Annotated in this window: 21 protein-coding genes; 19 read left to right on the plus strand and 2 right to left on the minus strand. The window is 41.7% G+C overall.

Going from position 1 to position 25405, the window contains the following annotated elements:
- The first annotated feature begins 6 nt into the window (after positions 1-6).
- The 9 genes from rplQ (at position 7) to ctlX (ending at position 11989) form a co-directional block, all read left to right on the plus strand.
- Entirely contained in the window at positions 7-513 is a 507-nt protein-coding gene (rplQ, locus tag E4635_RS13170; protein ID WP_135527161.1) for a 50S ribosomal protein L17, read from the plus strand.
- An 88-nt stretch (positions 514-601) separates the two neighbouring features.
- Positions 602-1711, plus strand: coding sequence for a glutamine-hydrolyzing carbamoyl-phosphate synthase small subunit (gene carA, locus E4635_RS13175; protein WP_135527162.1), 1110 nt, complete (start codon positions 602-604; stop codon positions 1709-1711).
- A 46-nt stretch (positions 1712-1757) separates the two neighbouring features.
- On the plus strand, positions 1758-3050 hold the full coding sequence (eno, locus tag E4635_RS13180) for a phosphopyruvate hydratase (protein WP_135527163.1): 1293 nt from the start codon (positions 1758-1760) through the stop codon (positions 3048-3050).
- Positions 3051-3246: 196 nt separating this feature from the next.
- Entirely contained in the window at positions 3247-5235 is a 1989-nt protein-coding gene (locus E4635_RS13185; RefSeq protein ID WP_169630267.1) for a tetratricopeptide repeat protein, read from the plus strand.
- A 58-nt stretch (positions 5236-5293) separates the two neighbouring features.
- Positions 5294-6055, plus strand: a complete 762-nt coding sequence (locus tag E4635_RS13190) for a LytR/AlgR family response regulator transcription factor (RefSeq protein WP_135527165.1) — start codon at positions 5294-5296, stop codon at positions 6053-6055.
- A gap of 122 nt (positions 6056-6177) precedes the next feature.
- Positions 6178-8505 carry a DUF7619 domain-containing protein gene (locus tag E4635_RS13195; RefSeq protein ID WP_135527166.1) on the plus strand — a complete coding sequence of 776 codons (2328 nt, stop codon included), beginning with the start codon at positions 6178-6180 and terminating at the stop codon, positions 8503-8505.
- A 192-nt stretch (positions 8506-8697) separates the two neighbouring features.
- Positions 8698-9981 (plus strand): citrate synthase, encoded by a 1284-nt coding sequence (locus tag E4635_RS13200; protein WP_135527167.1) that lies wholly within the window; start codon positions 8698-8700, stop codon positions 9979-9981.
- Between the two features lie 110 nt (positions 9982-10091).
- A complete protein-coding gene (locus E4635_RS13205; RefSeq protein WP_135527168.1) occupies positions 10092-11006 on the plus strand; it encodes a dimethylarginine dimethylaminohydrolase family protein in 915 nt (304 codons plus the stop codon).
- A gap of 38 nt (positions 11007-11044) precedes the next feature.
- Positions 11045-11989 (plus strand): citrulline utilization hydrolase CtlX, encoded by a 945-nt coding sequence (gene ctlX, locus E4635_RS13210; protein WP_135527169.1) that lies wholly within the window; start codon positions 11045-11047, stop codon positions 11987-11989.
- 63 nt (positions 11990-12052) lie between these two features.
- On the opposite strand, the gene E4635_RS13215 is transcribed toward ctlX, so the two are convergent.
- Positions 12053-12676 (minus strand): MarC family NAAT transporter, encoded by a 624-nt coding sequence (locus E4635_RS13215; RefSeq protein ID WP_135527170.1) that lies wholly within the window; start codon positions 12674-12676, stop codon positions 12053-12055.
- Between the two features lie 124 nt (positions 12677-12800).
- On the opposite strand from E4635_RS13215, the gene E4635_RS13220 reads away from it, so the two are divergent.
- Positions 12801-13166 (plus strand): CoA-binding protein, encoded by a 366-nt coding sequence (locus E4635_RS13220; protein ID WP_135527171.1) that lies wholly within the window; start codon positions 12801-12803, stop codon positions 13164-13166.
- A gap of 134 nt (positions 13167-13300) precedes the next feature.
- Here the strand turns inward: E4635_RS13220 and E4635_RS13225 are convergent, their stop codons facing one another.
- Positions 13301-14803, minus strand: a complete 1503-nt coding sequence (locus E4635_RS13225; RefSeq protein WP_135527253.1) for a sodium:solute symporter — start codon at positions 14801-14803, stop codon at positions 13301-13303.
- Between the two features lie 150 nt (positions 14804-14953).
- Here E4635_RS13225 and recR point away from each other — a divergent pair, with 150 nt between their 5' ends.
- From recR to E4635_RS13270, 9 genes are all read left to right on the plus strand, one after another.
- A complete protein-coding gene (gene recR / locus E4635_RS13230) occupies positions 14954-15574 on the plus strand; it encodes a recombination mediator RecR (RefSeq protein ID WP_135527172.1) in 621 nt (206 codons plus the stop codon).
- Between the two features lie 75 nt (positions 15575-15649).
- Positions 15650-16441: a polysaccharide biosynthesis/export family protein gene (locus E4635_RS13235; RefSeq protein ID WP_135527173.1), complete on the plus strand. Its 792-nt coding sequence runs from the start codon at positions 15650-15652 to the stop codon at positions 16439-16441.
- Between the two features lie 9 nt (positions 16442-16450).
- Positions 16451-18901 (plus strand): polysaccharide biosynthesis tyrosine autokinase, encoded by a 2451-nt coding sequence (locus tag E4635_RS13240; RefSeq protein WP_135527174.1) that lies wholly within the window; start codon positions 16451-16453, stop codon positions 18899-18901.
- Complete coding sequence (locus E4635_RS13245; protein WP_135527175.1) at positions 18901-19881, plus strand: SDR family oxidoreductase; 981 nt, start codon at positions 18901-18903, stop codon at positions 19879-19881. The genes E4635_RS13240 and E4635_RS13245 overlap by 1 nt, the downstream gene beginning before the upstream one ends.
- A 4-nt stretch (positions 19882-19885) precedes the next feature.
- Complete coding sequence (locus E4635_RS13250) at positions 19886-21157, plus strand: nucleotide sugar dehydrogenase (protein WP_135527176.1); 1272 nt, start codon at positions 19886-19888, stop codon at positions 21155-21157.
- Between the two features lie 54 nt (positions 21158-21211).
- Positions 21212-22597 (plus strand): UDP-glucose 6-dehydrogenase, encoded by a 1386-nt coding sequence (locus E4635_RS13255; RefSeq protein WP_135527177.1) that lies wholly within the window; start codon positions 21212-21214, stop codon positions 22595-22597.
- Between the two features lie 12 nt (positions 22598-22609).
- Entirely contained in the window at positions 22610-23656 is a 1047-nt protein-coding gene (rfbB, locus tag E4635_RS13260) for a dTDP-glucose 4,6-dehydratase (protein WP_135527254.1), read from the plus strand.
- Positions 23657-23659: 3 nt separating this feature from the next.
- Positions 23660-24538 (plus strand): glucose-1-phosphate thymidylyltransferase RfbA, encoded by an 879-nt coding sequence (rfbA, locus tag E4635_RS13265; protein WP_135527178.1) that lies wholly within the window; start codon positions 23660-23662, stop codon positions 24536-24538.
- A 306-nt stretch (positions 24539-24844) separates the two neighbouring features.
- Positions 24845-25327 (plus strand): hypothetical protein, encoded by a 483-nt coding sequence (locus tag E4635_RS13270; RefSeq protein ID WP_135527179.1) that lies wholly within the window; start codon positions 24845-24847, stop codon positions 25325-25327.
- The last annotated feature ends 78 nt before the right edge of the window (positions 25328-25405 follow it).

Genomic DNA, 25405 nt, shown 5'->3' on the forward strand with positions numbered 1-25405 from the left:
CACGTCATGAGACACGGAAAAAAATTCAATCACTTAAGCAGACAGACTGGACATAGAAAAGCTATGTTGGCTAATATGGCTTGTTCTCTTATCGAGCACAAACGTATTAACACTACAGTTGCTAAAGCTAAAGCGCTTAAACAATTCGTTGAGCCGCTTATTACAAAATCAAAAGAAGATACAACTCACAATCGTCGTATATGTTTTTCTTACTTACGTAGCAAATATGCCGTAACTGATTTATTCAGAGACGTTGCTGCTAAAGTAGGAGACCGTCCGGGAGGATACACACGTATTATCAAATTAGGTAATCGTTTGGGAGATAATGCTGATATGGCAATGATCGAACTGGTGGACTTCAACGAACTATACAATGGAGGTAAAAAAGAAGAGAAAAAAGCGAAAAGCCGTCGTGGTGGAAAAGCTAAAAAAGCGGAAACGCCTGTAGCTGAAACTCCAGCTCCTGAGGCTCCGGCAGCATCTTCTGAAGAAACTACTGATAGTGCAGAATAATATGAATCTTACTTCATAAATATTAAGGATAAACTTTTACTAGTTTATCCTTTTTTTTTGAATTATTTTTGCAAAATAAATAACTACAATGCAACACACAACAAAACAAAAAGCCATTTTATTACTAAGCGACGGAACAATTTTTCACGGCATGTCCATTGGGATCAGCGGGACTACTTTTGGCGAAGTCTGCTTCAATACCGGGACAACCGGTTACCAGGAAATATTTACGGATCCGTCCTATTTTGGGCAGATTATGGTGGCTACCAATGCCCATATCGGGAATTACGGCGTTAATGCTGACGAAGTAGAATCGGAAAAAATCATGATTTCTGGCCTGGTTTGCAAAAACTTTTCCACCAATCATTCCCGACCAAATTCAGAAAGCGATTTATTCGATTATTTCAAAAAACAAAACCTGGTGTGTATTTCCGATGTGGATACCAGGGCCCTTGTGAGTTATATCCGTGATAACGGCGCCATGAACGCGGTCATTTCTACAGATGGTACTCCAGTAGAGGAATTGAAAAAGCAATTGGCCTTGATCCCGGATATGAACGGATTGGAATTGGCTTCAAAAGTATCTACGACAACTCCTTATTTCTTTGGAGATGAAAAAGCAACTTATAAAATATCGGCTTTAGACCTCGGGATTAAGAAGAATATCCTGAGAAACCTGGCCAAACGCGATTGTTATATCAAGGTTTTCCCGTATAACGCAACTTTTGAGGAAATGAAAGCTTTTAATCCTGATGGTTATTTCCTTTCCAACGGACCTGGAGATCCGGATCCTTTATTTGGGGCGATTGCTACGGCAAAAGAAATAATTTCGGGGAATTACCCGCTTTTCGGGATTTGTTTAGGGCACCAGGTTATTGCTTTGGCGAATGGTGTTTCTACATACAAAATGTTTAACGGCCACCGAGGCATCAATCATCCGGTGAAGAACCTGGTGACAGGAAAAGGCGAAATTACGTCACAGAACCATGGATTCGCAGTTAATAAGGAAGAGCTTGACAATCATCCTGACCTGGAAATCACGCACTTGCATGTCAATGATGAAACGGTTGCAGGAATGAGGATGAAATCCAAAAACTGCTTTTCGGTACAATACCATCCGGAAGCCAGCCCGGGACCTCATGATTCTTCTTATCTGTTTGATCAATTCATTGAGAATATAAAATCATCGAAACAATAATCAGGCATACATTCAATAGTATATCCAACATTTAAAATAATAAAATATGAGCATTATTATAAAAATACACGCAAGACAAATCCTTGATTCAAGAGGAAACCCGACCATCGAAGTAGATGTAATCACTGAAAACGGTGTTTTAGGCCGTGCTGCCGTTCCTTCGGGAGCTTCTACGGGAGAACATGAAGCGGTGGAATTGCGTGACGGAGGCAAAGCCTTTATGGGCAAAGGAGTATTAAAAGCTGTTGAAAATGTTAATGTTGCCATTGCCAACGAATTGCTCGGGACTTCGGTTTTTGAACAGAATCTTATCGACAAGACCATGATTGAATTGGATGGTACACCAAACAAATCAAATTTAGGGGCTAACGCTATTCTTGGTGTTTCCCTTGCAGTGGCCAAAGCGGCAGCAAATGAACTTGGATTGCCGTTGTACCGCTATATCGGAGGAGTTTCAGCAAATACCTTGCCTGTTCCTATGATGAATATCATCAATGGAGGCTCGCATTCTGATGCACCTATCGCTTTCCAGGAATTTATGATCATGCCGGTAAAAGCCACTTCTTTTACACATGCGATGCAAATGGGAACGGAAATTTTCCATAATCTTAAAAAAGTGCTGCACGACAGGAATTTATCTACAGCAGTAGGGGATGAAGGAGGTTTTGCGCCGAATTTGGCCGGAGGGACCGAAGATGCTTTGGATTCCATTAAAAAAGCGGTTGAAAATGCAGGATATACTTTTGGCGACGATATCATGATTGCCCTGGATTGTGCTGCTTCTGAGTTTTATGTAAACGGAAAATACGATTATACTAAATTTGAAGGAGAAACCGGAAAAATCAGGACTTCTGAAGAACAGGCCGATTATTTGGCGGAATTAACCCAAAAATACCCGATCGTATCCATTGAAGACGGTATGTACGAAGACGATTGGGCCGGCTGGAAATACCTGACAGAAAAAATCGGAGATAAAGTACAATTAGTAGGGGATGATTTATTCGTAACCAATGTACAGCGTTTGTCACGAGGTATCTCGGAAGGAATTGCCAATTCTATCTTGGTGAAAGTAAACCAGATCGGAACATTGACAGAAACCATTGCAGCAGTAAATATGGCGCATAATGCAGGGTACACTTCAGTAATGTCACACCGTTCGGGCGAAACGGAAGATAATACCATTGCAGATTTGGCAGTGGCGTTAAATTGCGGGCAAATCAAAACCGGTTCTGCCTCGCGTTCGGACCGTATGGCCAAGTACAACCAATTGCTCCGTATTGAGGAAGAATTGAATGATGTAGCGTACTTTCCTGGTGTAAAGGCTTTTAAAACGAAATAATCCCGGATTACAGATACTATAAAATGCACCCGTTAGCTCAAAAAGCCGGCGGGTGTTTTTTTTTATGTTTAAAATGAATGGAGCAATTAAAACTGTCTATCGAATTCTCATTCAAAACCGTCAAATTCTCATTTGTATTTTGCTGTATAGATCTAAAGGTTATTTTTGTTTATCCCATTTTGGTAAAAAACTAGTTATGAAATTATACCATTACCTTCTACTCCTATTCCTCGCCGGAAGTACCCAGGCCATTTCCCAGCACAAAGCTGCCGATAGCCTTATCAAGGCTTTCCAGAATGCCAAAAACGATATTGACAAAGCCGAATTGCTCAATGCCATTGCCAGCGAATACCGTGCGGATAATCCGAACCAAATGCTCAACTATGCAGGCAAGGCTTTGCAATTGTCGCAAAAAATCCAGCACAGGCTGGCCGAAGGGAACGCTTACCTCAATAAAGGGAATGCCTATATTATTATGGGTGATTATGTTTTGGCACTGCAGAATTTCTCCAATGCCCAGGCTGTTTTTGAAAATGAAGCCGAGAAAAGGGCCGGAGAAGAAAAAACGGAAGTCAATAATGGTTTGGCCAGGGCTTACGGAAGTATCGGGATTGTTTTTTCCGAGCAAAGCAATTATGCCAAGGCACTTCAATACCACCTGAAAGCCTTGAAGATTTATGAAGAAACCAAAAGCTATGAAAAACTTGCCCGGGTGTACAACAATGTAGGTATCGTCTATAAAGCACAGGGTGAAGACTTCAAAGCGTTGCAGTATTTTATAAAATGCCTCAAGATCCAACAAAAAATAGAAGACAATACGATAGGGATTACCATGACGAATATCGGGAACATCTACCTGAACCAGAAAAATTACCCGAAAGCTTTTGAATATTATACCAAAGCGGAACAGTTGTTCGGGAAATATCCTAACAGCAGAGGGCTTGGCGAATTGTTCAATAATCTTGGATTGTACTATAAAAAGAATGGCAACCTGCCAAAAGCATTGGAAAATTATTCGAAAGCATTAACGCAGTTTCATTCGATTGAAGATAAATTCGGCGTGTCCGACACTTATTTTTACATAGGCGAAGTGCATTATGAGCAAGGCAAATACGATGATGCTTTGGAAAACACCTCCAAATCCCTGCAACTGGCAAGAGCTCTAGAAATCACCGAACAGGTAGAACATGCCGAAAAAAGGCTGAGCGAGATTTATGAAAAGTTAGGCAAATCTGCGGAAGCGTTACAGCATTATAAATTATACAGCATTGCTCGGGACAGCGTGAGCAACCATGAAAGTATCCGGAACAGTGTGCGCGCAGAGATGAATTTTGAGTTCGAAAAAAAAGAAGCCATACAGAAAAAAGAACAGGAAAAGAAGGAAATCGTCTATAAGGAACAGGTAAAGAGGCATCGCCAGCAAATAGCTTTTACCGCACTGCTGATATTACTGTTATGCGGGATTGTGTTTTTGGTGTACAACAGGCTGCAGCTTAAAAAGCACCTGACCCTTCAGAAAGAACTTGCCGAATACGAGCAAAAAGCACTGCATTTGCAGATGAATCCGCATTTCGTGTTCAATTGCCTGGGGTCCATTTCGAGTTTTATTGTCCAGAACGGGACCGATTCGGCCATTAAATACTTATCCAAATTTTCAAAACTGATGCGCCTGACTTTGGAATATTCCAAAGAATCCCTGATTCCGATCGACAAGGAAATCGAAAGCCTTCAGAATTACCTGGAATTGGAACAGCTGCGGTTTAACAAAAAATTTGAATTCACCATTACCAAAAGCAACGAAATCGAAGATGATATGGGGCTGCCGCCCTTACTTTTACAGCCGTTTGTGGAGAATGCCATCATCCACGGGCTGATCCCGAAGAAGGAATCCGGAAAAATGGATGTTGATTTTTCACTCCAGGGCGAAAACCTGATTTGTACCATAACCGATAATGGGATTGGTTTCAATAAATCAAAAGAACTGAAGGAAAACCTGGTGAGCGTCCATAAATCCATGGCGCTGGATATTACCAGGAAACGTTTGGAAATGATGGAAGCCTATACTTCCAAAAAAGCCAAAGTAGATATCGAGGAACTTACAGGGAATGGAATTATTCTCGGTACCAAAGTAGTCCTGAACCTGCCGATACAGTTTGTCGGGGAAGAAGGCAAAGGGAAGAAATAAGAACTTCCGCAACCAAAAAAAACGAATAAATTAATGCTATTTAGCCTAAAACAACCATATGATAACAGCTTTATTGATAGATGACGATGCGAATTTGAGGAACGGGATGAAAAGCCTCCTGGAAAGATATGCACCGGAAATAAAGATTATTGGGGAAGCTGATAGTGTCAAAACAGGCATTGAGACCATGCAGTTGCTGAGTCCTGAAGTGGTTTTCCTGGATATTCAGCTGGGCGACGGCACAGGATTTGATATCCTGGAGGAAATTGCCAATAAGAAAGGAAAATCGACCTCTCATATCGTTTTTATCACGGCCCATGAGCAATATGCAGTAAAGGCTTTCCGGTTCAGTGCACTTGATTTCCTGCTAAAGCCGGTTGATCCCGAAGAACTGGAAAAAGTTGTGGTAAAGCTTAAAAATGTCCTGCATAAAAACGACAGTTATGCCCATATCGATTTATTGCTGGAAAATATCCGCAAGAAAGTGGATAATTTCAGGAGGATTGCCCTCTCGACTTCCGATGGGATTCATTTGTTTGAAATCAGCGATATTATCAGATGTGAAAGCGAAGACAATTACACCAAGTTTTACATCAAAAACAGCAAACCCATACTGATCTCGAAAACGCTTAAAGAATATGAAGACATGCTGACCGAACACGGGTTTGAGCGCATCCACCAATCACACCTGATCAATCTTTCTTACCTGAAATCCTATATCAAGAAAGACGGTGGTTATGTGGTCATGGCCGATAACAGCAATTTGCCTATTTCGCAGCGGAAAAAAGAACGATTGCAGGAATTATTAAAGACTATATAGCAAATTCTAACCGAAAACAACCGAATACTCAATTGCAGGAATAAACCATTTTGAAGTTTCTATTTTTACAACAGAGAACCAAAACAAAAAAACAACCAACCCAAAAAAATACCTTTATCATTATGAAAAAAATACTACTCTTGCTTTTTTTGCTAACCGGTATTGCCCAGGCCCAGATCGTAAATATTCCCGATGCGAATTTTAAGGCAAGGCTGTTATCGGCCAGCCCAGCGGTGCATGTAGGATCGAATGTGAATCCTGACAGTTCCGCAACTCCCGGCATTTATACTACCATCGATACAAACGGAGATGGGGAAATCCAGGTAACTGAAGCGCAAAACATCATCTACCTGAGATTGGCGACATTAGGCACCGGTGCCACGAACCACATTGCCAGCCTGCAGGGGATCGAAGCTTTTACGAACCTGCAGACGCTATATTGCAGCGACAACCATTTGACTACTTTAAACCTGGATGGAATGGCTAACCTGAAGTTTGTCAACTGTAGCAAGAACTGGCTGACTTCTATAAGTACGGTAGGCTGTACGGCGTTAACCGGGCTTTCGATACAGAACAATGCCCTGACCGGTATTGACGTGACCACTATCCCGAACCTGCAGACATTGACGATAACCCATAACAGCGTGACGTCCCTTGATCTTAGCAGCTTGCAGAATCTCTGGATCGTAGAAGCCGGATTCAATAATATGACTTCGTTTTCACTTTCAAACAAAAATTTCCTGACGACCCTTAATTTGGGATACAATCAGCTGACAAGCGTTCAACTGACGGACCTTCCGCATTTGTATAAGGTAAACGTCCAGAATAACCAATTGACAGAACTGGATTTATCCACAGTCGCTTACATGCCTTACATCAATAATATCCCACAGGCTTATTTGTATGAGATAGAATGCAATAACAATACGGGGCTTAACCATATCAACCTAAAAAACGGGTACCTGAACCAGGATATTGACCTGATGTCCAGCAGCCTTGCCGATAATATGCAATACATCTGTAACGATGATGGCGAAACCTTCAATTATTTCTTTGCCAATACAGGTTCTTTGGTGTCCACTTATTGCAATTATACTCCTGGAGGGAATTACAATACGATTTCAGGAAATATGATTTTCGATTCCAACAATAACGGATGCGACCTGGCCGATTTGCCTCAATCGTTCATTAAAGTGAAAATCAACGACGGAACAAATGAAGGAGCGGCTTTTGTAAATGAGTTTGGGGATTATATCTTTTACACACAAGCCGGTAATTTTACCCTAACCCCGGATGTGGAGAACCCGGCGTTCTATACTTTTTCGCCTCCGAGCGCCCTAGTGAACTTCCCGGATAACAATAACAATACGGCAACGGAATATTTTTGCATCACGGCCAACGGAATCCATCCTGACCTGGAAATTGTAATTGCGCCAATTACACCTGCAAGACCTGGTTTTGACGCTGTTTATAAAGTAGTCTACAAAAACAAAGGGAACCAGGTAATGGCACAGTCTTATGGTATCAATTTTATGTACAACCAGAATGTGATGAATTTTGTTTCGGCTTCACAAACTCCGGCTTCACAAGGACCGGGTGCTATCAGCTGGGATTATGCCAACCTGATGCCTTTCGAATCCAGAAGCATTACCATTACAATGCATGTGAACAGCCCTACGGCATCTGTCCCGGTAAATATCAACGATATCCTGCAACTAACAGCTACTGTTTTACCGATGGCGGGAGACGAAACAACGACAGATAACCTGTTCCAGTTCAATCAGACGGTTGTAGGTTCTTTTGATCCGAATGACAAAATATGTATAGAAGGCGTAAGCATTTCGCCGATAAAAATAGGAGAGTACCTGCATTATGTGATCAATTTTGAAAATACAGGGACAGCGCCGGCAGAAAATATCGTGGTAAAAGATATTATCGATACCGATAAATACGACGAGAAAACGCTACAGGTTTTAGATAGTTCCCACCCGGTGACGGCAAGGATTTCAGGAAACAAGGCGGAATTCATCTTCCCGAACATCAATTTGGGTTACGGAGGACATGGGAACATTCTGCTAAAAATCAAAACAAGGGATAACCTGGCAAATGGAGATGCAGTAGAGAACAAAGCCGATATATTCTTTGATTATAACGCTCCGATTGTAACCAATGTGGCCCGGACGACTTTTCAGTCATTAGGTATTGATGAAAATACGTTAGACAACCCAATAACGGTTTACCCTAACCCGACCGATCATATGGTTCATATAAAATCATTGAGCACGATCCAGAGCGTCCAGCTTTTCGATGTGCAGGGAAGGCTGTTGATGGCCAGGGTTTCGGGCGAAACACAAACGGCAATCGATCTGGCTTCAAGAGCTTCAGGGGTTTATTTTGTCAAGATCATTACCGAAAAAGGAACTCAAGTAGAAAGAATAGTTAGAAAGTAAATAATTTGTTTTAAGTTGGAAAAGGCTCAAGAGCATTGCTTTTGGGCTTTTTCATATTTTAGGCCATTATCAGCATAAAGTGCTTTTTTGAAAGAATTAACTAAAACCTTACGTCAAAATTTTTTTATTTGGTGAAGAATTTATTAGATTTGTTACATTATATTTTTTTAAGATTAATTCCCAAATTATATTATGTCAAAAACAGCAATATTAGAATTTGATGGCAATAAGTATGAGTTTCCGGTTTTAGTAGGAAGCGAGAATGAAGCAGCTATCGATATAGAAAAATTACGTGCCTTAACCGGCGCAATTACGCTTGATCCGGGCTATAAAAATTCAGGATCATGTCAAAGTGAGATCACTTTCCTTGATGGAGAGGAAGGGATCCTTCGTTACAGAGGTTATGCTATCGAGGATTTAGCGGAAAAAGCAAATTTCCTGGAAGTATCCTACCTGGTTATCTTCGGGGAATTGCCTACCAAACAAGAGTTGGCGCAATTTGAAACCGATATCAGGAAATACACTTTGGTAAACGAGGAGATGAAAAACATCATCGACGGTTTCCCGAAAACAGCTCACCCGATGGGCGTTTTATCTTCATTGACCAGTGCACTGACTGCTTTTAACCCAAAAGTTGTCAATGTTGAAAATGAAAAAGAAATGTATGAAGCAGTATGCAAAACAATGGGTAAATTCCTTGTTATCGCTACCTGGACTTACAGAAAATGCATGGGTTACCCATTGAATTATTATGACAACACCAAAGGGTATGTAGAGAATTTCATGCGATTGATGTTTGAGTTGCCTACAGGCCCTTATGCTGTAAACCCGGTAGTTGTTGATGCTTTGGATAAATTGTTCATCCTTCACGCTGACCATGAGCAAAACTGTTCGACTTCTACAGTGAGAATCGTAGGATCGTCGCATGCTGGCTTGTTCGCTTCTATTTCCGCAGGAGTTTCTGCGCTTTGGGGGCCGCTTCACGGTGGAGCCAACCAGGCAGTGCTTGAAATGCTGGAAGAAATCCAGAAAAACGGAGGAGATGCCGATAAATACCTGGCTAAAGCCAAAGACAAAGACGATCCGTTCCGTTTGATGGGCTTCGGTCACAGGGTATATAAAAACTTTGACCCTAGGGCGAAAATCATTAAAAAAGCCGCAGATGAAGTATTGGCTACTTTAGGAGTTGACGATCCGATCTTGGGAATTGCCAAAAGACTTGAGGAAGCAGCTTTGGTAGACGAGTACTTCGTGTCCAGAAAACTATACCCGAACGTAGATTTCTATTCAGGGATCATTTACCGTGCTTTAGGAATCCCTACCGATATGTTTACCGTACTTTTCGCTATTGGCCGTCTTCCGGGATGGATCGCGCAATGGAAAGAAATGCGTGTTAACAAAGAACCAATCGGTCGTCCTCGCCAGGTGTATACAGGACACCCGTTGAGAGAATTCACTCCAATGGATAAGAGGTAAATAATCAATTAAATATAAGAAAAGCTTCTCCTAATCGGGAAGCTTTTTTATCTTTGCTTGCATACAAAATGTCAGGAAACCGACAAGAAACAAAAGCCAAAAGCTATTTTATGTTACAATTAAATGTTAAAAACGAATCGTCTAGATTAAGGGCCGTAGTGTTGGGTTCGGCCGTAAATAACGGGCCAACGCCTTCCGCAGCCGAAGCATATGATCCAAAATCATTGGAGCACATCCTGGCGGGAACTTATCCGGTAGAAGCCGATATGGTTGCCGAAATGGAAGCCTTCAATACCGTATTTGAAAAATATGGCGTTACGGTTTTCCGCCCTCAAATGATCGAGAATTACAACCAGATTTTTGCCCGCGACATAGGATTCGTGATCGATGATATTTTCATCAAAGCCAATATCCTGCCGGACAGGGAAAGGGAACTTGACGCCATCCAATATGTGATAGACCAGATTGACCCGGTTAAAGTAGTCCGCCCTCCGGAGGAAGTCCATATTGAAGGAGGAGATGTAATTGTGCACAACGAATATATTTTTATCGGAACCTACAAAGGAAGTGATTATAAAGATTACATAACTGCCAGAACCAATATGCAGGGTGTGGAGTACATCAAAAACCTATTCCCTCATAAAATCGTCAAGGAATTCGACCTGGTAAAATCCAAAATTGAAGCCAGGGACAATGCTTTGCATCTGGATTGTTGCTTCCAGCCGGTAGGGAACGGAAAAGGGATTATCTATAAAAGCGGTTTCCGTGAAGAAGCGGATTATATGTTTTTAGTGAATCTTTTTGGTAAGGACAACCTGTTCCATATTACAAGGGATGAGATGTACCACATGAATTCGAATGTGTTTTCCATTGCGGCAGACGTCGTGGTTTCCGAAAAAAACTTCACCAGGCTAAACAATTGGTTGCGCGAAAACGGATTTACCGTTGAAGAAATCCCATATGCCGAAATCGCCAAACAGGAAGGGCTGTTACGATGTTCCACCTTGCCTTTAATTAGAGATTAATTGCCGCTTCACCACTGAAGGGTATTAAATATACTAAAATGAAACAAACTACAAATTCAATATTGATGATTCGTCCGGTGGCTTTCCGCATGAACGAACAAACAGCTGTAAATAATTACTACCAAAAAGTATTGGACGGACTGTCACCTGCTACAGTAAATGCCAAAGCGCAACAGGAATTTGATGTTTTTGTTGAAAAGCTCAGGTCTGTAGGTGTAGATGTAACCGTGGTTGATGACACGCTGGATCCGGATACGCCGGACAGCATTTTCCCGAACAACTGGATTTCATTCCATGAAAACGGGGATGTGGCTTTGTATCCGATGTTTGCCGAGAACCGAAGATTGGAACGCCGTGAGGAAATCCTGGACCTGCTGGAAGACAAAGGTTTTGTGATTGAGAATATCGTAGATTATACTTCTGCCGAAGAAGACGGGATATTCCTTGAAGGAACCGGAAGTTTGCTTTTGGACAGGGAAAACGGAAAAGCATATTGCGCCCTTTCACCAAGAGCTGATGAAGAACTGTTTATCGAGTTTTGTGAAGATTTTGAACTCACGCCAGTCATTTTTGAAGCCTTCCAAACCGTAAACGGAGAACGCAAACTAATTTACCACACCAATGTCATGATGTGCCTGGGTGAAACCTACGCGGTAATTTGTGCCGATAGCATCGATGATAAAAAAGAACGTAAAATGGTATTGGACAGCTTGCGCGGAGATGAAAAAGAAGTGGTACTGATTACCGAAGACCAAGTGAATAACTTCGCCGGGAATATGCTTGAGGTTAAAGGCGCTAACGACAGAAGGTATTTGGTTATGAGTGCTTCAGCGCATCAAAGCCTGACCAAAAAGCAAATTGCCCAGTTGGAAGAACATGTAACTATCATCAGTTCCAGCCTGGACACTATTGAAGCTTGCGGTGGCGGAAGTGCCCGTTGCATGATGGCGGAAATTTTCCTGCCTAGGGAAGAGGAAGAATAAAAAACGAAACATACAAACGCAAAAAAGCCCGTCTTTACCTAAAGATGGGCTTTTTTATACGATTTATATTCCTCTTACAATACTTAAGATAGAGCTGATAATGTATTGGATTCCAATGGCAATGGTCAGGAAGCCTACAATCCTGGAAATGGCTACAATTCCCGAAGCGCCTAATAATTTTGACAGGTAATGGGCACTTCTTAACACCAGGTATATCCCGAAAGATACCGCAATGATCGCCAATGAAGAAACAATCATTTCATTGGGCGCATGGTGTTCCTGGTAAAAAGCAATAAGCAGCGATATGGATCCCGGTCCGGCAAGCATAGGCATAGCCAAAGGAGTCAGGGCAATATCGTTACGGCTTTGGACTTCGGTAGTCACTTTTTTGTTGATCCCTTTCTTTTTGCTGAATTTTCCCGAAAGCAATGAAAACCCCGAACTGGCAATGATGATGCCTCCCGAAATCCTAAGCGCATTGATGGTAATCCCGAAAAAAGACAATACATATTGGCCGATAAAGAAAGAAATGATAAGGATAATGCTCACATTAATCGAAGTCCAGAGCGAAATGCGCGAACGTTCCTTTTTGTCGTCGTGCTGTGTAAGGCCCACAAAAATAGGGACTGTCCCGATAGGATTTAATACTGAAAATAAGGCGAAAAAGAGATAGATGAATAATTCCATGTTTTTTTGCAAAATTATAAGTTGGAATACGATTGGCTATTACGAAATTGTCAATAATTTATAAAGATATAGATTTTAGTTTAAAGCAGCAATTTTGAGTACTTTTGTAAAAAGAATAAAAGAAATGAAGAATAAGAAAACTGTAGTGCTTGGGGCTTCCACAAAACCGGACCGTTATGCTTTTATCGCCATCAACAAACTAGTCGAAAAAGGCCATTCGGTTATTGCCATAGGCCAGAATGCGGGTGAAGTGGCTGGTGTCACGATAAGGACAAAAAATATCCCTTTGGCCAATATCCATACGGTAACGCTGTATCTCAACCCGGTCCGACAGCGCGATTACTATAATTACATCCTGGAAACCAAACCCAAACGTGTCATTTTCAATCCCGGTACCGAAAACCCGGAATTCTATCAGTTGCTTAAGGCAAACGGAATTCAGGTAGAGGTTGCCTGTACCTTGGTTTTATTGGCTACAAATCAATATTAAAAGAGTTAGGAGCTGTTACTTCGTCAGTTCGCTTCGCTCGTGTCCTGCTATCGTTACAATCTGTTATTGCAGGGAGCCTGGTTTTTAAAAATTGGGCTTTTTTTGCACTAACAGGATTTCCACTACTATCAGGGCTAGAACCTGGTTTCAGAAGTGGCAGGTTTGCTAATAAGCAATAATCCGATAAAAGTGATGATTCCGTTAACGATGATGATTTCATACGAGAAAACATAACCGTTAAACCATTTTGCCGAATGGTCATTAAGGATAAAAGTCAGCATTGGCGCTACCACGCAAATCACGGGAACCAGTTTGTCAGTAACTGTTTTGGACTTCATAAACAACCCGAAGGCATACAATCCCAAAAGCGGCCCGTACGTATAGGTCGCGACCGTAAAAATCATACTCACCACCGAACTGTCGTTCACCATATTGAAAATCAGTATCACTAAAAACATCAGGAGTGAAAAACCGATATGGACAAAATGCCTGGTCCGTACGATATTAGGTTTGTTGAGGTTTTCCGCCTTATCCATCCCAAGGAAATCCACGCAGAAGGACGTTGTCAGTGCCGTCAGCGCCGAATCGGTAGTGGCAAAAGTAGCGGCGGTAAGCCCTAATAAGAAAACGATAGCCGGGAATAAACTCAAATGATGGAAGGCAATTTCAGGAAACAGCAAATCTGTCCTTGGTTTGCCTGTGACCAAATCTGTAGGGACTTCGATACCGTTTTTGGCAGCATACATATACAACAAAGCGCCCACACTCAAAAAGAAAATATTGATAATTACAAAAATACCGGTAAAAGTAAACATGTTTTTCTGTGCTTCGCCAATATTCGCGCAGCTCAGGTTCTTTTGCATCAAATCCTGGTCCAGGCCGACCATGGCGATTGTTACGAAAATCCCGCCCAGGACCTGTTTCCAGACATAATTGGCCTTGAGGTAATCTTCAAAAAAGAAAATCTTAGAATAATTACTGTTCTTGACTTGTTCAAATGCCGAAAAAATACCCAAATCCAAGCTTTGGCACACAAAATAAATGGTCAAAAATACAGACGATACCAGGAAAAAAGTCTGCAAGGTATCGGTAATGATGATTGTTTTCAATCCGCCACGGTAGGTGTAGGCAAAAATAAGCAACAGGGAAATCAGGACAGTAGCGGCAAACGGGATTTTATAATGGTCGAAAACATACCGCTGCAGTACAATAACGACCAGGTACAGCCTGAAAGCGGAACCGATAGTACGGCTGATCAGGAAAATAGTGGCTGCCGTTTTGTAACTCACTACGCCTAAACGATGTTCGATATAACTGTATATAGAGGTCAGGTTCATCCTGTAATACAACGGAAGAAGGACTTTGGCGATAATGATAAAACCGATGGCATTCCCTAAAATGAACTGGAAATATTTAAACTGAAGTTCAGGATTGCCCACTTCGCCCGGTACGGAAATAAATGTCACACCCGAAAGGGCAGTTCCGATCATCCCAAAAGCCACCAAATACCATTTGGAATTTTTATTGGCCTTGAAAAATGCATCGTTACCACTGTTTTTTTTGCTGACAACATGAGAAATAAAGAACAATAAACCGAAATAAATTACGATAAGTAACAAGATGGCAGCTGGCGTCATTTTGGATAAGATTTTTAGTTGTGCCAAAATACAAAAAATAACGTCATCAGGATATCGGGTCATTTGTTTATTTGGAAAGAACTTTGGCAGCGGCTTTTTTAAAATATAAAAACCTAGGTGTCTAACCATCTAAATAACTACTTTTGTACCATGGAATTTTCGTCAAAATTATTGGAAAACGCAGTAAATGAAATGTCCCAGTTGCCGGGCATCGGAAAAAGGACTGCCCTGCGGTTGGTTTTGCATTTGCTGAAACAGCCTAACGAACAAGTTAGTTTTTTGGCCGAATCGCTGCTGAAAATGCGGGAAGAAATCAAATTCTGCAAAAGCTGCCACAATATTTCAGATGTGGAAGTATGTGAAATTTGCCGCAACGAAAGCCGCAACCATGCCATTGTTTGCGTGGTCGAAGATGTACGCGATGTGATGGCTATTGAAAATACAGGGCAATTTAGAGGCATTTATCACGTTCTTGGTGGTAAGATTTCGCCTATTGATGGTGTCGGGCCGAGCCAATTGAACATAACATCGCTGGTGGAGAAAGTAAAATTGGGAGGCGTGGAAGAAGTTATTTTTGCCTTGAGTTCCACTATGGAAGGCGACACGACAAATTTTTACATCTATAAGCAGATCAAGGAAACCGGAGTGGCCACTTCCTCGATTGCCAGAGGGATTTCGGTAGGGGACGAGCTCGAATATGCAGATGAGGTAACCCTTGGCAGAAGTATTGTAAATAGAATTCCTTTTGAGAATTCTTTCAAAAATAATTAATTGAATTAAATAGATTTAGGGTTTTATTTTTGCAAATGAAAAACCTATATTTGTTTCCCAAAATTGTTGCTAAAAATGAATAAAATATATAGTTTTCTGGGTGTTGTTTTTCTTTTTCTGATTACATCGTGCGTATCGAACAAAGAGCTGGTTTACCTGCAAAAAACAAACGATTCCGGACAACAGTCAGCGGTTGAGCCTATTAATTTAAAGCCCTATCGCGTCCAGGTAAATGATATCCTGACCATAAAAATAAAAGCGCTTGATCAGAAACTGGTCGAAATGTTCAACACTTCCCAAGGCAATGCCGCGCAGGCTGTCACGCAGGATAAGTTGTATTTTGACGGGTTTTCGGTAGATGACCACGGCAATATACGCGTGCCGGTTTTAGGTGAAGTAGCCGTTATCGGACTGACATTGGACGAGATCCGGATTAAAATCGAAAAGCAACTGCTGGACCAATATTTCAACAAGGAAGCCGATATTTTCGTTTCTGTAAAACTGGCCGGGATGCGCTTTACCGTTAATGGGGAAATAAGCAGCCCGGGGACCAAGACACTCTACCAGGATAAAGTGACAATCCTTGAAGCGATAGCAAACAGCGGGGATATTACAATTGTAGGGAACAGGAAGGACGTGATGGTCATCCGGCAATATCCGCATGGTACCGAAATGCATTCGTTGGATCTGACCAATGCCGATGTCATGAAATCGCCGTATTATTACATCCAGCCAAACGATTTTATATATGTTAAGCCCCTGAAGCAGAAAACATGGGGTTTCGGAGTGAACGGGCTACAGTCGTTTACAACCATTTTAAGTGCTTTTACACTATTGGTAACCACCTATTTTTTGATAAAAAAATAATTTCATCTGATGCTTGACACAAAAGACTTTTCTTTTTTCGAATCACAAAACAGTTTTGATTTCAAAGCCTTTTTTACAAAAATACTAGGGTACTGGAGCTGGTTCCTGGTGAGCTTAATCATTGCTTTTACTATTGCGTACCAGGTAAATATCAGGAAACAGAAAATATATGGTGTTTCTACGACCATTGCCTATAAAGAAGAAAACAATCCTTTTTTCACGTCCAATACCAGCTTGGTTTTTAACTGGGGTGGAACGTCGGACCAGGTCCAAACCCTGACCACGACCATAAAATCCAGGTCACACAATGAAATGGTGGTAAAGGAACTGAATTATTTCATCGAATATTTAAGGCAAGGGAAATACAATATTGAAGACGCTTACGGCGAAGTGCCATTTTATGTAAATATCAATAAAAACCTGCCGCAGCTCAAAGGACATCTTATCAACATTCGGTTTGTAAGCCAGAATGAATATGAGATGACCATCAATTTTGAGGAACCTTCCGTTGCACTGCTTAATTATACTACCGAAACAGAAAGTAAGACAAATGTAGTGGTTGGCGAATTCAAGAAGCGATACAAAATCGGGGAGCAAGTGTCATTGCCTTTTTTGCATTGGAAACTGGAACTCACGGATAATCCCGGTTTTTATGACGGGTCAAGCCACATGGTACGGTTTGCAGATTTTAATGCTACCGTAAACAAATACAAAGACATCGATATCCAGACGGATGTAAAAGGTGGCGCCATCCTGGAACTGAACCTGCAGGGGACAAACAAGGCCCGTATGGTAGATTACCTTAACGGGACGGTAAAAAAACTCATCAGCAGGCAATTGCAAGCCAAGAACCAGTTCGCGACCAACACCATTGCTTTTATCGACAGTACTTTGGTGGCGATGGAAGGCCAATTGAAAAATACCGAAGACGAACTGAAAAACTTCAGTAAGGACAAAAATATATTCGAAGTCGAATTGGGCGGCGAAAAATACACCAGCCAGATTACAGATCTCGATGTTGAAAAAGACCTGATCAACCGCAAACTGGCCTATTACAATACATTAAAAACTTACCTGGTCAACAGTGTTGATTTTTCAAAGTTGCCTGCGCCATCAGTAGCCGGGATTGATGATCCTAATATCGTTGCCAATGTGGCAAGGCTTACGGCATTGTCGGCCGAGCGTTCGGAAATGTCCTATGCGGTTAAAAACGATAAGAAATTCAAAGACTTCGATTCGCAGATGGAAGCGCTTAAAAAAGTATTGCTCGAGAATATCTCCTCGGCAAAAGGAGCGATCCAATATGACCTTTCAGCGGTTAACAGGAAAATCGGGTTTGCGGAAAATACCATCAAGCGATTGCCGGAACAACAACAGGAATTGGTTAAAATCAACAGGAAATACGATTTAAACAAAAATGTATACAATTCGTTCCTGGAAAAAAGAAGCGAAGCAGATATTGTAAGGGCTGCCAATTTATCGGATATCCAGTTTATCGATTCTGCAAAGGATACCGGCGGTGGGCTCATGGGGCCGAAAACAAGCGTAAACTATGTGTTGGCTTTGTTTTTAGGACTGTTGGTGCCGCTTTTATTGGTTTTTGGAATTACCATAATAGACAATACCATTAAAAATACCGATGATATCACTAAACTGACCAAAATCCCTATCCTGGGTGTTGTAGGCAAGAAAAATACAAGAGGCAACCTGTCTGTGTATGAGAAGCCTAAATCAGCTTTGGCCGAAAGTTTCAGGGCAGTAAGGTCCTCATTGCAGTTCTTGTATAAAAGGCAGCAGGCAGGTTCCAAGACCCTGATGCTGACTTCTTCCATAAGTGGGGAAGGAAAATCGTTCTGTTCGATCAACATCGCTACCGTTTTTGCCTTGAGCGAAAAGAAAACCGTTATTGTCGGGCTTGATTTGAGAAAACCAAAAATCTTTGATGATTTCAATATTGAAAATACCATCGGGGCTGTCAACTACCTGATTGGCCAGAAAACACTCGATGAAATAACGCAAGCCACTCCAATCCCTTACCTGGATTTTATCCCGGCCGGGCCGATACCTCCTAATCCTGCCGAGCTGATTATGGGCGAAACCATGAAAGAGATGCTGGACGAGCTGAAAGAAAAATACGATTACATTATCCTGGATACGCCGCCTGTCGGTTTGGTATCCGATGCCTTGGAACTAACGCCGTTTTGTGATGCAACATTGTATATAGTGCGGCAGAATGTGACCAAAAAGGAAATGCTATCGTTGGTCAATAACAAACATAAAAGAGGAGAGCTAAACAATATCAGCATCGTATTTAACGATTTCGAGCAAAAAGCGAAATACGGTTATGGTTATGGCTATGGTTATGGTTACGGAAACTATTCGAATGGGTACCATGAAGTCGAAAAACCGGAAAACCCAATACGGGCGCTATTTGAAAGGCTATTCAAAAAAAATCGCTAATGCAGGAGATAAAGAGTACAATATTAATAACAGGCGGGGCGGGTTTTATCGGCTCGAACCTGTGTGACTATTTTTTAAACAAAAACTATAAGGTTATTTGCCTGGACAATTTTGCAACAGGACACCGCCATAACATTGAGCATTTATTGGGTAACGAGAATTTTACCTTAATCGAGGGCGATATCAGGAATTACGAAGACTGTAAAAAAGCGGTCGAAGGCGTTCAATATGTATTGCACCAGGCTGCATTAGGATCGGTACCGAGGTCTATTGCAGATCCGATTACTTCCAACGAGGTAAATGTTTCCGGTTTCCTGAACATGTTGTCGGCAGCTAAAGAAGCCAATGTGAAACGATTCGTGTATGCGGCGAGTTCTTCTACCTATGGCGATTCCGAATCATTGCCTAAAGTCGAGGGCATTATCGGAAAACCGCTTTCCCCTTATGCCATTACAAAATATGTAAACGAGTTGTATGCCGATATCTTCAGTAAAACCTATGGTATCGAAACCGTTGGCTTGCGTTATTTTAACGTCTTCGGAAGAAAACAGGACCCAAATGGCGCCTACGCTGCGGTGATCCCAAAATTCGTAATGCAGTTCATGAAGCACGAAAGCCCTGTTATTAACGGTGACGGCAATTATTCACGGGATTTTACCTATATTGACAATGTGATCCAGATGAACGAACTGGCTATGACTTCGCAAAATCCGGAAGCAGTCAATACGGTTTTCAATACGGCGTATGGAGACAGGACGACATTGAACGACCTGATTCGGTATTTACAGGACGAGCTGGCTGTTTTCGATCCAGAAATTGCCAATGTAAAAATAATTTACGGGCCTAACAGAGCAGGAGATATCCCGCATTCTTTGGCCAGTATAGATAAAGGAAGAAAAATATTAGGTTATAACCCACAATTCTCTTTACAGCAGGGATTACGGGAAGCTGTACAGTGGTATTGGGATAATTTAAAATAAAAAAATGAAAATAGGAGTTATAGGATTAGGATATGTAGGCTTACCGTTAGCCAGGTTATTTGCCACAAAATACGATGTGGTCGGTTTTGATATTAATGCCAAAAGAGTAGCGGAACTCAATTCGGGTTTGGATGCTACTTTGGAAGTCAGCGCCACTTTGCTTCAATCGGTTCTGAAAAATGAAAACTCATCGGAAATAGGCTTGTACTGCTCTACTTCCATTGACGATATAAAAGACTGCAATTATTATGTAGTGACGGTTCCCACGCCGGTAGACAAGAACAACAAACCGGATTTGACCCCGCTTTACAAATCGAGCGAAACGGTTGGGAAGATCCTAAAAAAAGGAGATATCGTTATTTACGAATCTACGGTATATCCTGGTGTAACCGAAGAAGAATGCGTGCCGGTCCTGGAACGGGTGAGCGGATTGAAATTCAATGTTGATTTCTTTGCAGGTTATTCGCCCGAGCGTATCAATCCGGGAGATAAGGAACATACTGTCGAAAAAATCCTGAAAGTGACCTCAGGATCCACTCCTGAAATTGGTATAAAAGTAAACGAACTATATAAATCGGTTATTACTGCCGGAACACATCTGGCGCCTACCATCAAAGTGGCGGAAGCGGCAAAAGTGATTGAAAATTCACAGCGTGATATCAATATAGCCTTCGTAAATGAATTATCTAAAATATTCAATATCCTGAATATCGATACCCAGGATGTTTTGGAAGCAGCCGGGACAAAATGGAATTTCCTGCCGTTTAAACCCGGATTGGTTGGCGGGCATTGCATTGGGGTTGATCCGTACTACCTGGCTCAAAAGGCCCAGGAAATGGGATACCACCCTGAAATTATCCTGGCCGGAAGGCGCCTTAACGACAGTATGGGAGAATATGTTGCTTCGCAGGTTGTAAAACTGATGATCAAAAAAGGGATCAGTATTAACGGGGCGCATTTGCTGATGCTCGGGATTGCTTTCAAGGAAAATTGCCCTGATGTCCGAAACACTAAAATCGTAGATGTCATTGCCGCTTTGAAAGAATACGGGATAGAAGTTACCATTTACGACCCATGGATAAATCCTGAGGAAGTCCTTCATGAGTATGGGCTGGAAACGACAACCAAATTGCCTTCGCAGACTTTCGACGCCTTGGTTTTAGGGGTTGCCCATAAAGAATTTCTAACAACCGATTTAAAATCGTTGCAGAAACAAAATTGTGTTTTATATGATGTTAAAGGGATTTTAGGCAGCCATGTCGACGGAAAACTTTAATTTTGCTGAAATTTTAAAATAAATCTGAAGTTTGCTTCAGAAGAAAATATACTGATGAAAATTAATTCTATTTGTTGTATTGGAGCAGGTTATGTAGGAGGTCCTACCATGGCGGTTATTGCTCAAAAATGCCCGGGTATAAAAGTTACGGTTGTCGATTTGAATGAAAGCAGGATCGCGGCCTGGAATGACACTAATTTAGAAAATTTGCCGGTTTACGAACCTGGCCTGGATGAAGTTGTCGCTGAAGCGAGAGGAAGGAACCTGTTTTTTTCCACAGACGTTGACAAAGCGATTGAAGAAGCCCAGATGATTTTTATTTCGGTAAACACACCTACTAAAAATTACGGAGCCGGAAAAGGGATGGCTGCCGATTTAAAATACATTGAATTGTGCGCCCGTCAAATTGCCAGGGTAGCCAAAACAGATAAAATCGTGGTTGAAAAATCGACTTTGCCGGTACGTACGGCTGAAGCGATCAAGACCATATTAGACAATACCGGAAACGGTGTGCAGTTCCAGATATTGTCCAATCCGGAATTCCTGGCGGAAGGAACTGCGGTGCAGGATTTGCATAATCCGGACAGGGTACTTATCGGAGGGCATCAGTCCCAGGCCGGTAAGGAAGCAATCCAGGCATTGGTTGACATTTATGCGCAATGGGTGCCACAGGACAGGATTTTAACCACTAATGTATGGTCTTCGGAGCTGTCTAAATTGACCGCTAACGCATTTTTGGCACAGCGTGTATCTTCCATAAATGCTATTTCTGAATTATGTGAAAAAACCGGTGCCGATGTTTCTGAAGTGGCTAAAGCTATCGGGATGGACGCCAGGATCGGTTCCAAATTCCTGAAATCGTCCGTTGGTTTCGGAGGGTCTTGTTTCCAGAAAGACATCCTGAACCTTGTGTATATTGCAAAATCATACGGACTGCACGAAGTGGCTGATTACTGGGAACAGGTTGTGATCATGAATGACCACCAGAAGAGCCGTTTTTCCAAAAATATTGTCAAAACACTTTATAATACGGTTTCCGGTAAGAAAATTGCGCTTTTGGGCTGGGCTTTCAAAAAAGATACCAACGATACCCGTGAATCTGCGGCAATTTCCGTAGCGACCGATTTGATCGCAGAACAGGCGCAGGTTGTCGTATACGACCCGAAAGTCTCTGAAGGACAGATTCTTTCCGACTTGAATTATTTGGAAAAAGAAGATTTACAACATATCAAAGTTATAGCCAATCCTTATGACGGCTGCAAAGAAGCTCATGCTATTGCAGTGCTGACGGAATGGGACGAATTCAAAACATACGACTGGCAGAAAATTTACGACAGTATGCTCAAGCCGGCCTTTGTTTTTGACGGAAGGAACATATTAGACAAGCAGCAAATGAAAGCCATTGGGTTTACGTATGTTGCCGTAGGAAGCTCTTCATAAATAGAAGGAATGATGAAAAATATACTAATCACAGGAGGAGCCGGTTTTATCGGTTCGCATGTTGTCAGAAGGTTTGTCCTGAATTATCCGGAGTATCATATTTTTAACCTGGATGCCCTGACGTATGCCGGAAACCTGGAGAATATCAAGGATATTGAAAATGCCCCGAATTATACTTTCCTGAAAGGGGATATTGTAGACGAGGCTTTTATCAATACTATTTTCGACAAATACCGATTTGACGGTGTCCTGCACCTGGCCGCGGAATCGCATGTAGACAGGTCCATAACCGACCCGTTGTCTTTTGTGAAAACCAACGTTATCGGCACCATGAATTTGCTTAACGCTGCCAAAAACCTCTGGAAGGATAATTTTGAAGGGAAGCGTTTCTACCATATCTCTACCGATGAGGTTTACGGTTCACTTGGTGCCGAAGGATTGTTTACAGAAACAACTCCTTATGACCCAAATTCCCCTTATTCGGCTTCTAAAGCCAGTTCGGACCATTTTGTAAGGGCTTATGGCGAAACCTACGGGCTTCCGTATGTACTGACGAATTGTTCCAACAATTACGGCCCTTTTCATTTCCCTGAAAAACTAATTCCTTTATTCATCAATAATATTATCCATAATAAACCGCTTCCGGTATACGGAGACGGGAACTATACCCGCGATTGGCTTTTTGTGAAAGACCATGCGGTGGCCATCGATTTGGTTTTCCATAAAGGGAAAAACCATGAAACCTATAATATTGGCGGTTTCAACGAATGGAAAAACATCGACCTGGTAAAACTCTTGTGCCATGTAATGGACCAAAAGTTAGGGCGTCAGGAAGGCGAGTCGGCACAATTGATCACTTACGTGAAAGACAGGCCGGGCCACGATTTGCGTTACGCTATCGATGCTTCCAAAATCAATGAGGAACTAGGCTGGAAACCGTCGGTGACTTTTGAAGAAGGCCTGGAACAGACCATTGACTGGTATTTAAGCAATACCGAATGGCTGCACAATGTGACATCAGGCGAATATGCTAAATATTACGAAAAACAATACAGTTAAGGTATGAAAGGAATTATATTAGCAGGAGGCTCAGGGACAAGATTGCATCCTTTGACCCAGGTGGTTTCCAAACAATTGCTGCCTATTTATGACAAACCGATGATTTATTATCCCTTATCGGTGCTGATGCTGGCGGGAATCAATGAAATCCTGATCATTTCCACACCACAGGACTTGCCTAATTTCAAGAGGTTGTTCGGTGACGGAAGCCAGATAGGACTGAAATTGTCGTATGTGGAACAGCCTTCCCCGGATGGTTTGGCGCAGGCTTTTATCTTAGGCGAGGAATTTATCGGTAATGACGATGTCTGCCTGGTTTTGGGCGATAACATTTTTTATGGAGCCGGATTGCAGACTTTGCTTACCAATTCTGTGAATATCGTTAAAGAAAAGCAGGAAGCCGTTGTTTTTGGGTATTATGTGGATGACCCGGAACGTTACGGAGTGGCTGAGTTTGATAAGGATGGCAAAGTATTGAGCATCGAAGAAAAACCGCTCGAGCCAAAATCTAATTTTGCCGTGGTAGGATTGTATTTTTACCCGAACTCTGTAGTGGAAATTGCCAAAAACGTAAAACCTTCGCACCGTGGCGAATTGGAAATCACTACCGTGAACCAGGAATACCTGGAAGACCAGAAACTAAACCTGCAACTGATGGGCCGCGGATTTGCCTGGCTGGATACCGGAACGCACGAATCCCTGACTGAAGCTACCGAATTTGTCAAAGCTGTGGAAAAAAGGACCGGGCTTAAAATTGCTTGTATCGAGGAAGTGGCTTTCAGAAAAGGCTTTATAGATGCGGAACAATTTCAAAATTGCGCCAGTAACCTCGGAAAAAGCAGCTATGCGGACTACTTAAGGAAGATTTCCAAAAAAGGTTAAAAAAATATACTCTTCAAAAAAGCTAATAATCATCGGTTGTTAGCTTTTTTTTTGCCTTGAAATTTTAATAATATGCAATGTTTTGATGAAAATCAATTGGATTTTTATCTTTTATGTATTTGTTTATAAATTTTATGATTTATTTAACGGGTAATAGTGGTATTCTTATTTTATTTTTATATTTTTCCTGCATGATTTATTGGGGTTGAATACAATCCTGAACGAAAAATAATCGGATTTCCTACTTCTTGAAGAAAAGGCTCGCTCCGGTCTTATTTTTTTAAAACACGATTAACCGATTGATGAATGAGTTGGATTAAGAATTTCTTTATGGTGGCGCTGATGATGGTTTCATCAGTCCATTTTGTTAAAATCTATGCCAAAGGCTCTGAAGGCAGTATAAAATGCCAACAACTTGTTCTGACAGGGTCCGGTAACAGGATTGCCCTATCCAATACAAACGGAGTCAAAGCCATTGAAAATGCATTGGATATTCCACAGGATGCTTTCCGTTTTTCAGATTTTATTATCGCTTCACAGGAAACCGGGGCTGTTTTTGGAAGCCAGGGATTCAACACATACTATCATCATTTAGCAAAGAAAAATACAAAGGTCAAGAGAAAAAGCAGCAAATTAAGCAAGGCAAACTTCCAGTCTTATGCAGGAAGCAGAGAGGATCTGATACGGGATGAAATTGCCGTTGAGATACCTTCGAGGCATGTGTCCAACCTGGAAGGGTATAAAATACAATTCGAACGTTTTTGTAGTATTGAAATTACACCTGATTAACCTACTTAGAAAAGCAGCGGCGTTTTAAATCGCTGTGATTCAATGGTGTGTTTCATTAAAATATTAATTGCAAATGAA

This window comes from Flavobacterium humi (assembly GCF_004745595.1).
In the GTDB taxonomy this organism is placed as follows: Bacteria; Bacteroidota; Bacteroidia; order Flavobacteriales; family Flavobacteriaceae; genus Flavobacterium; species Flavobacterium humi.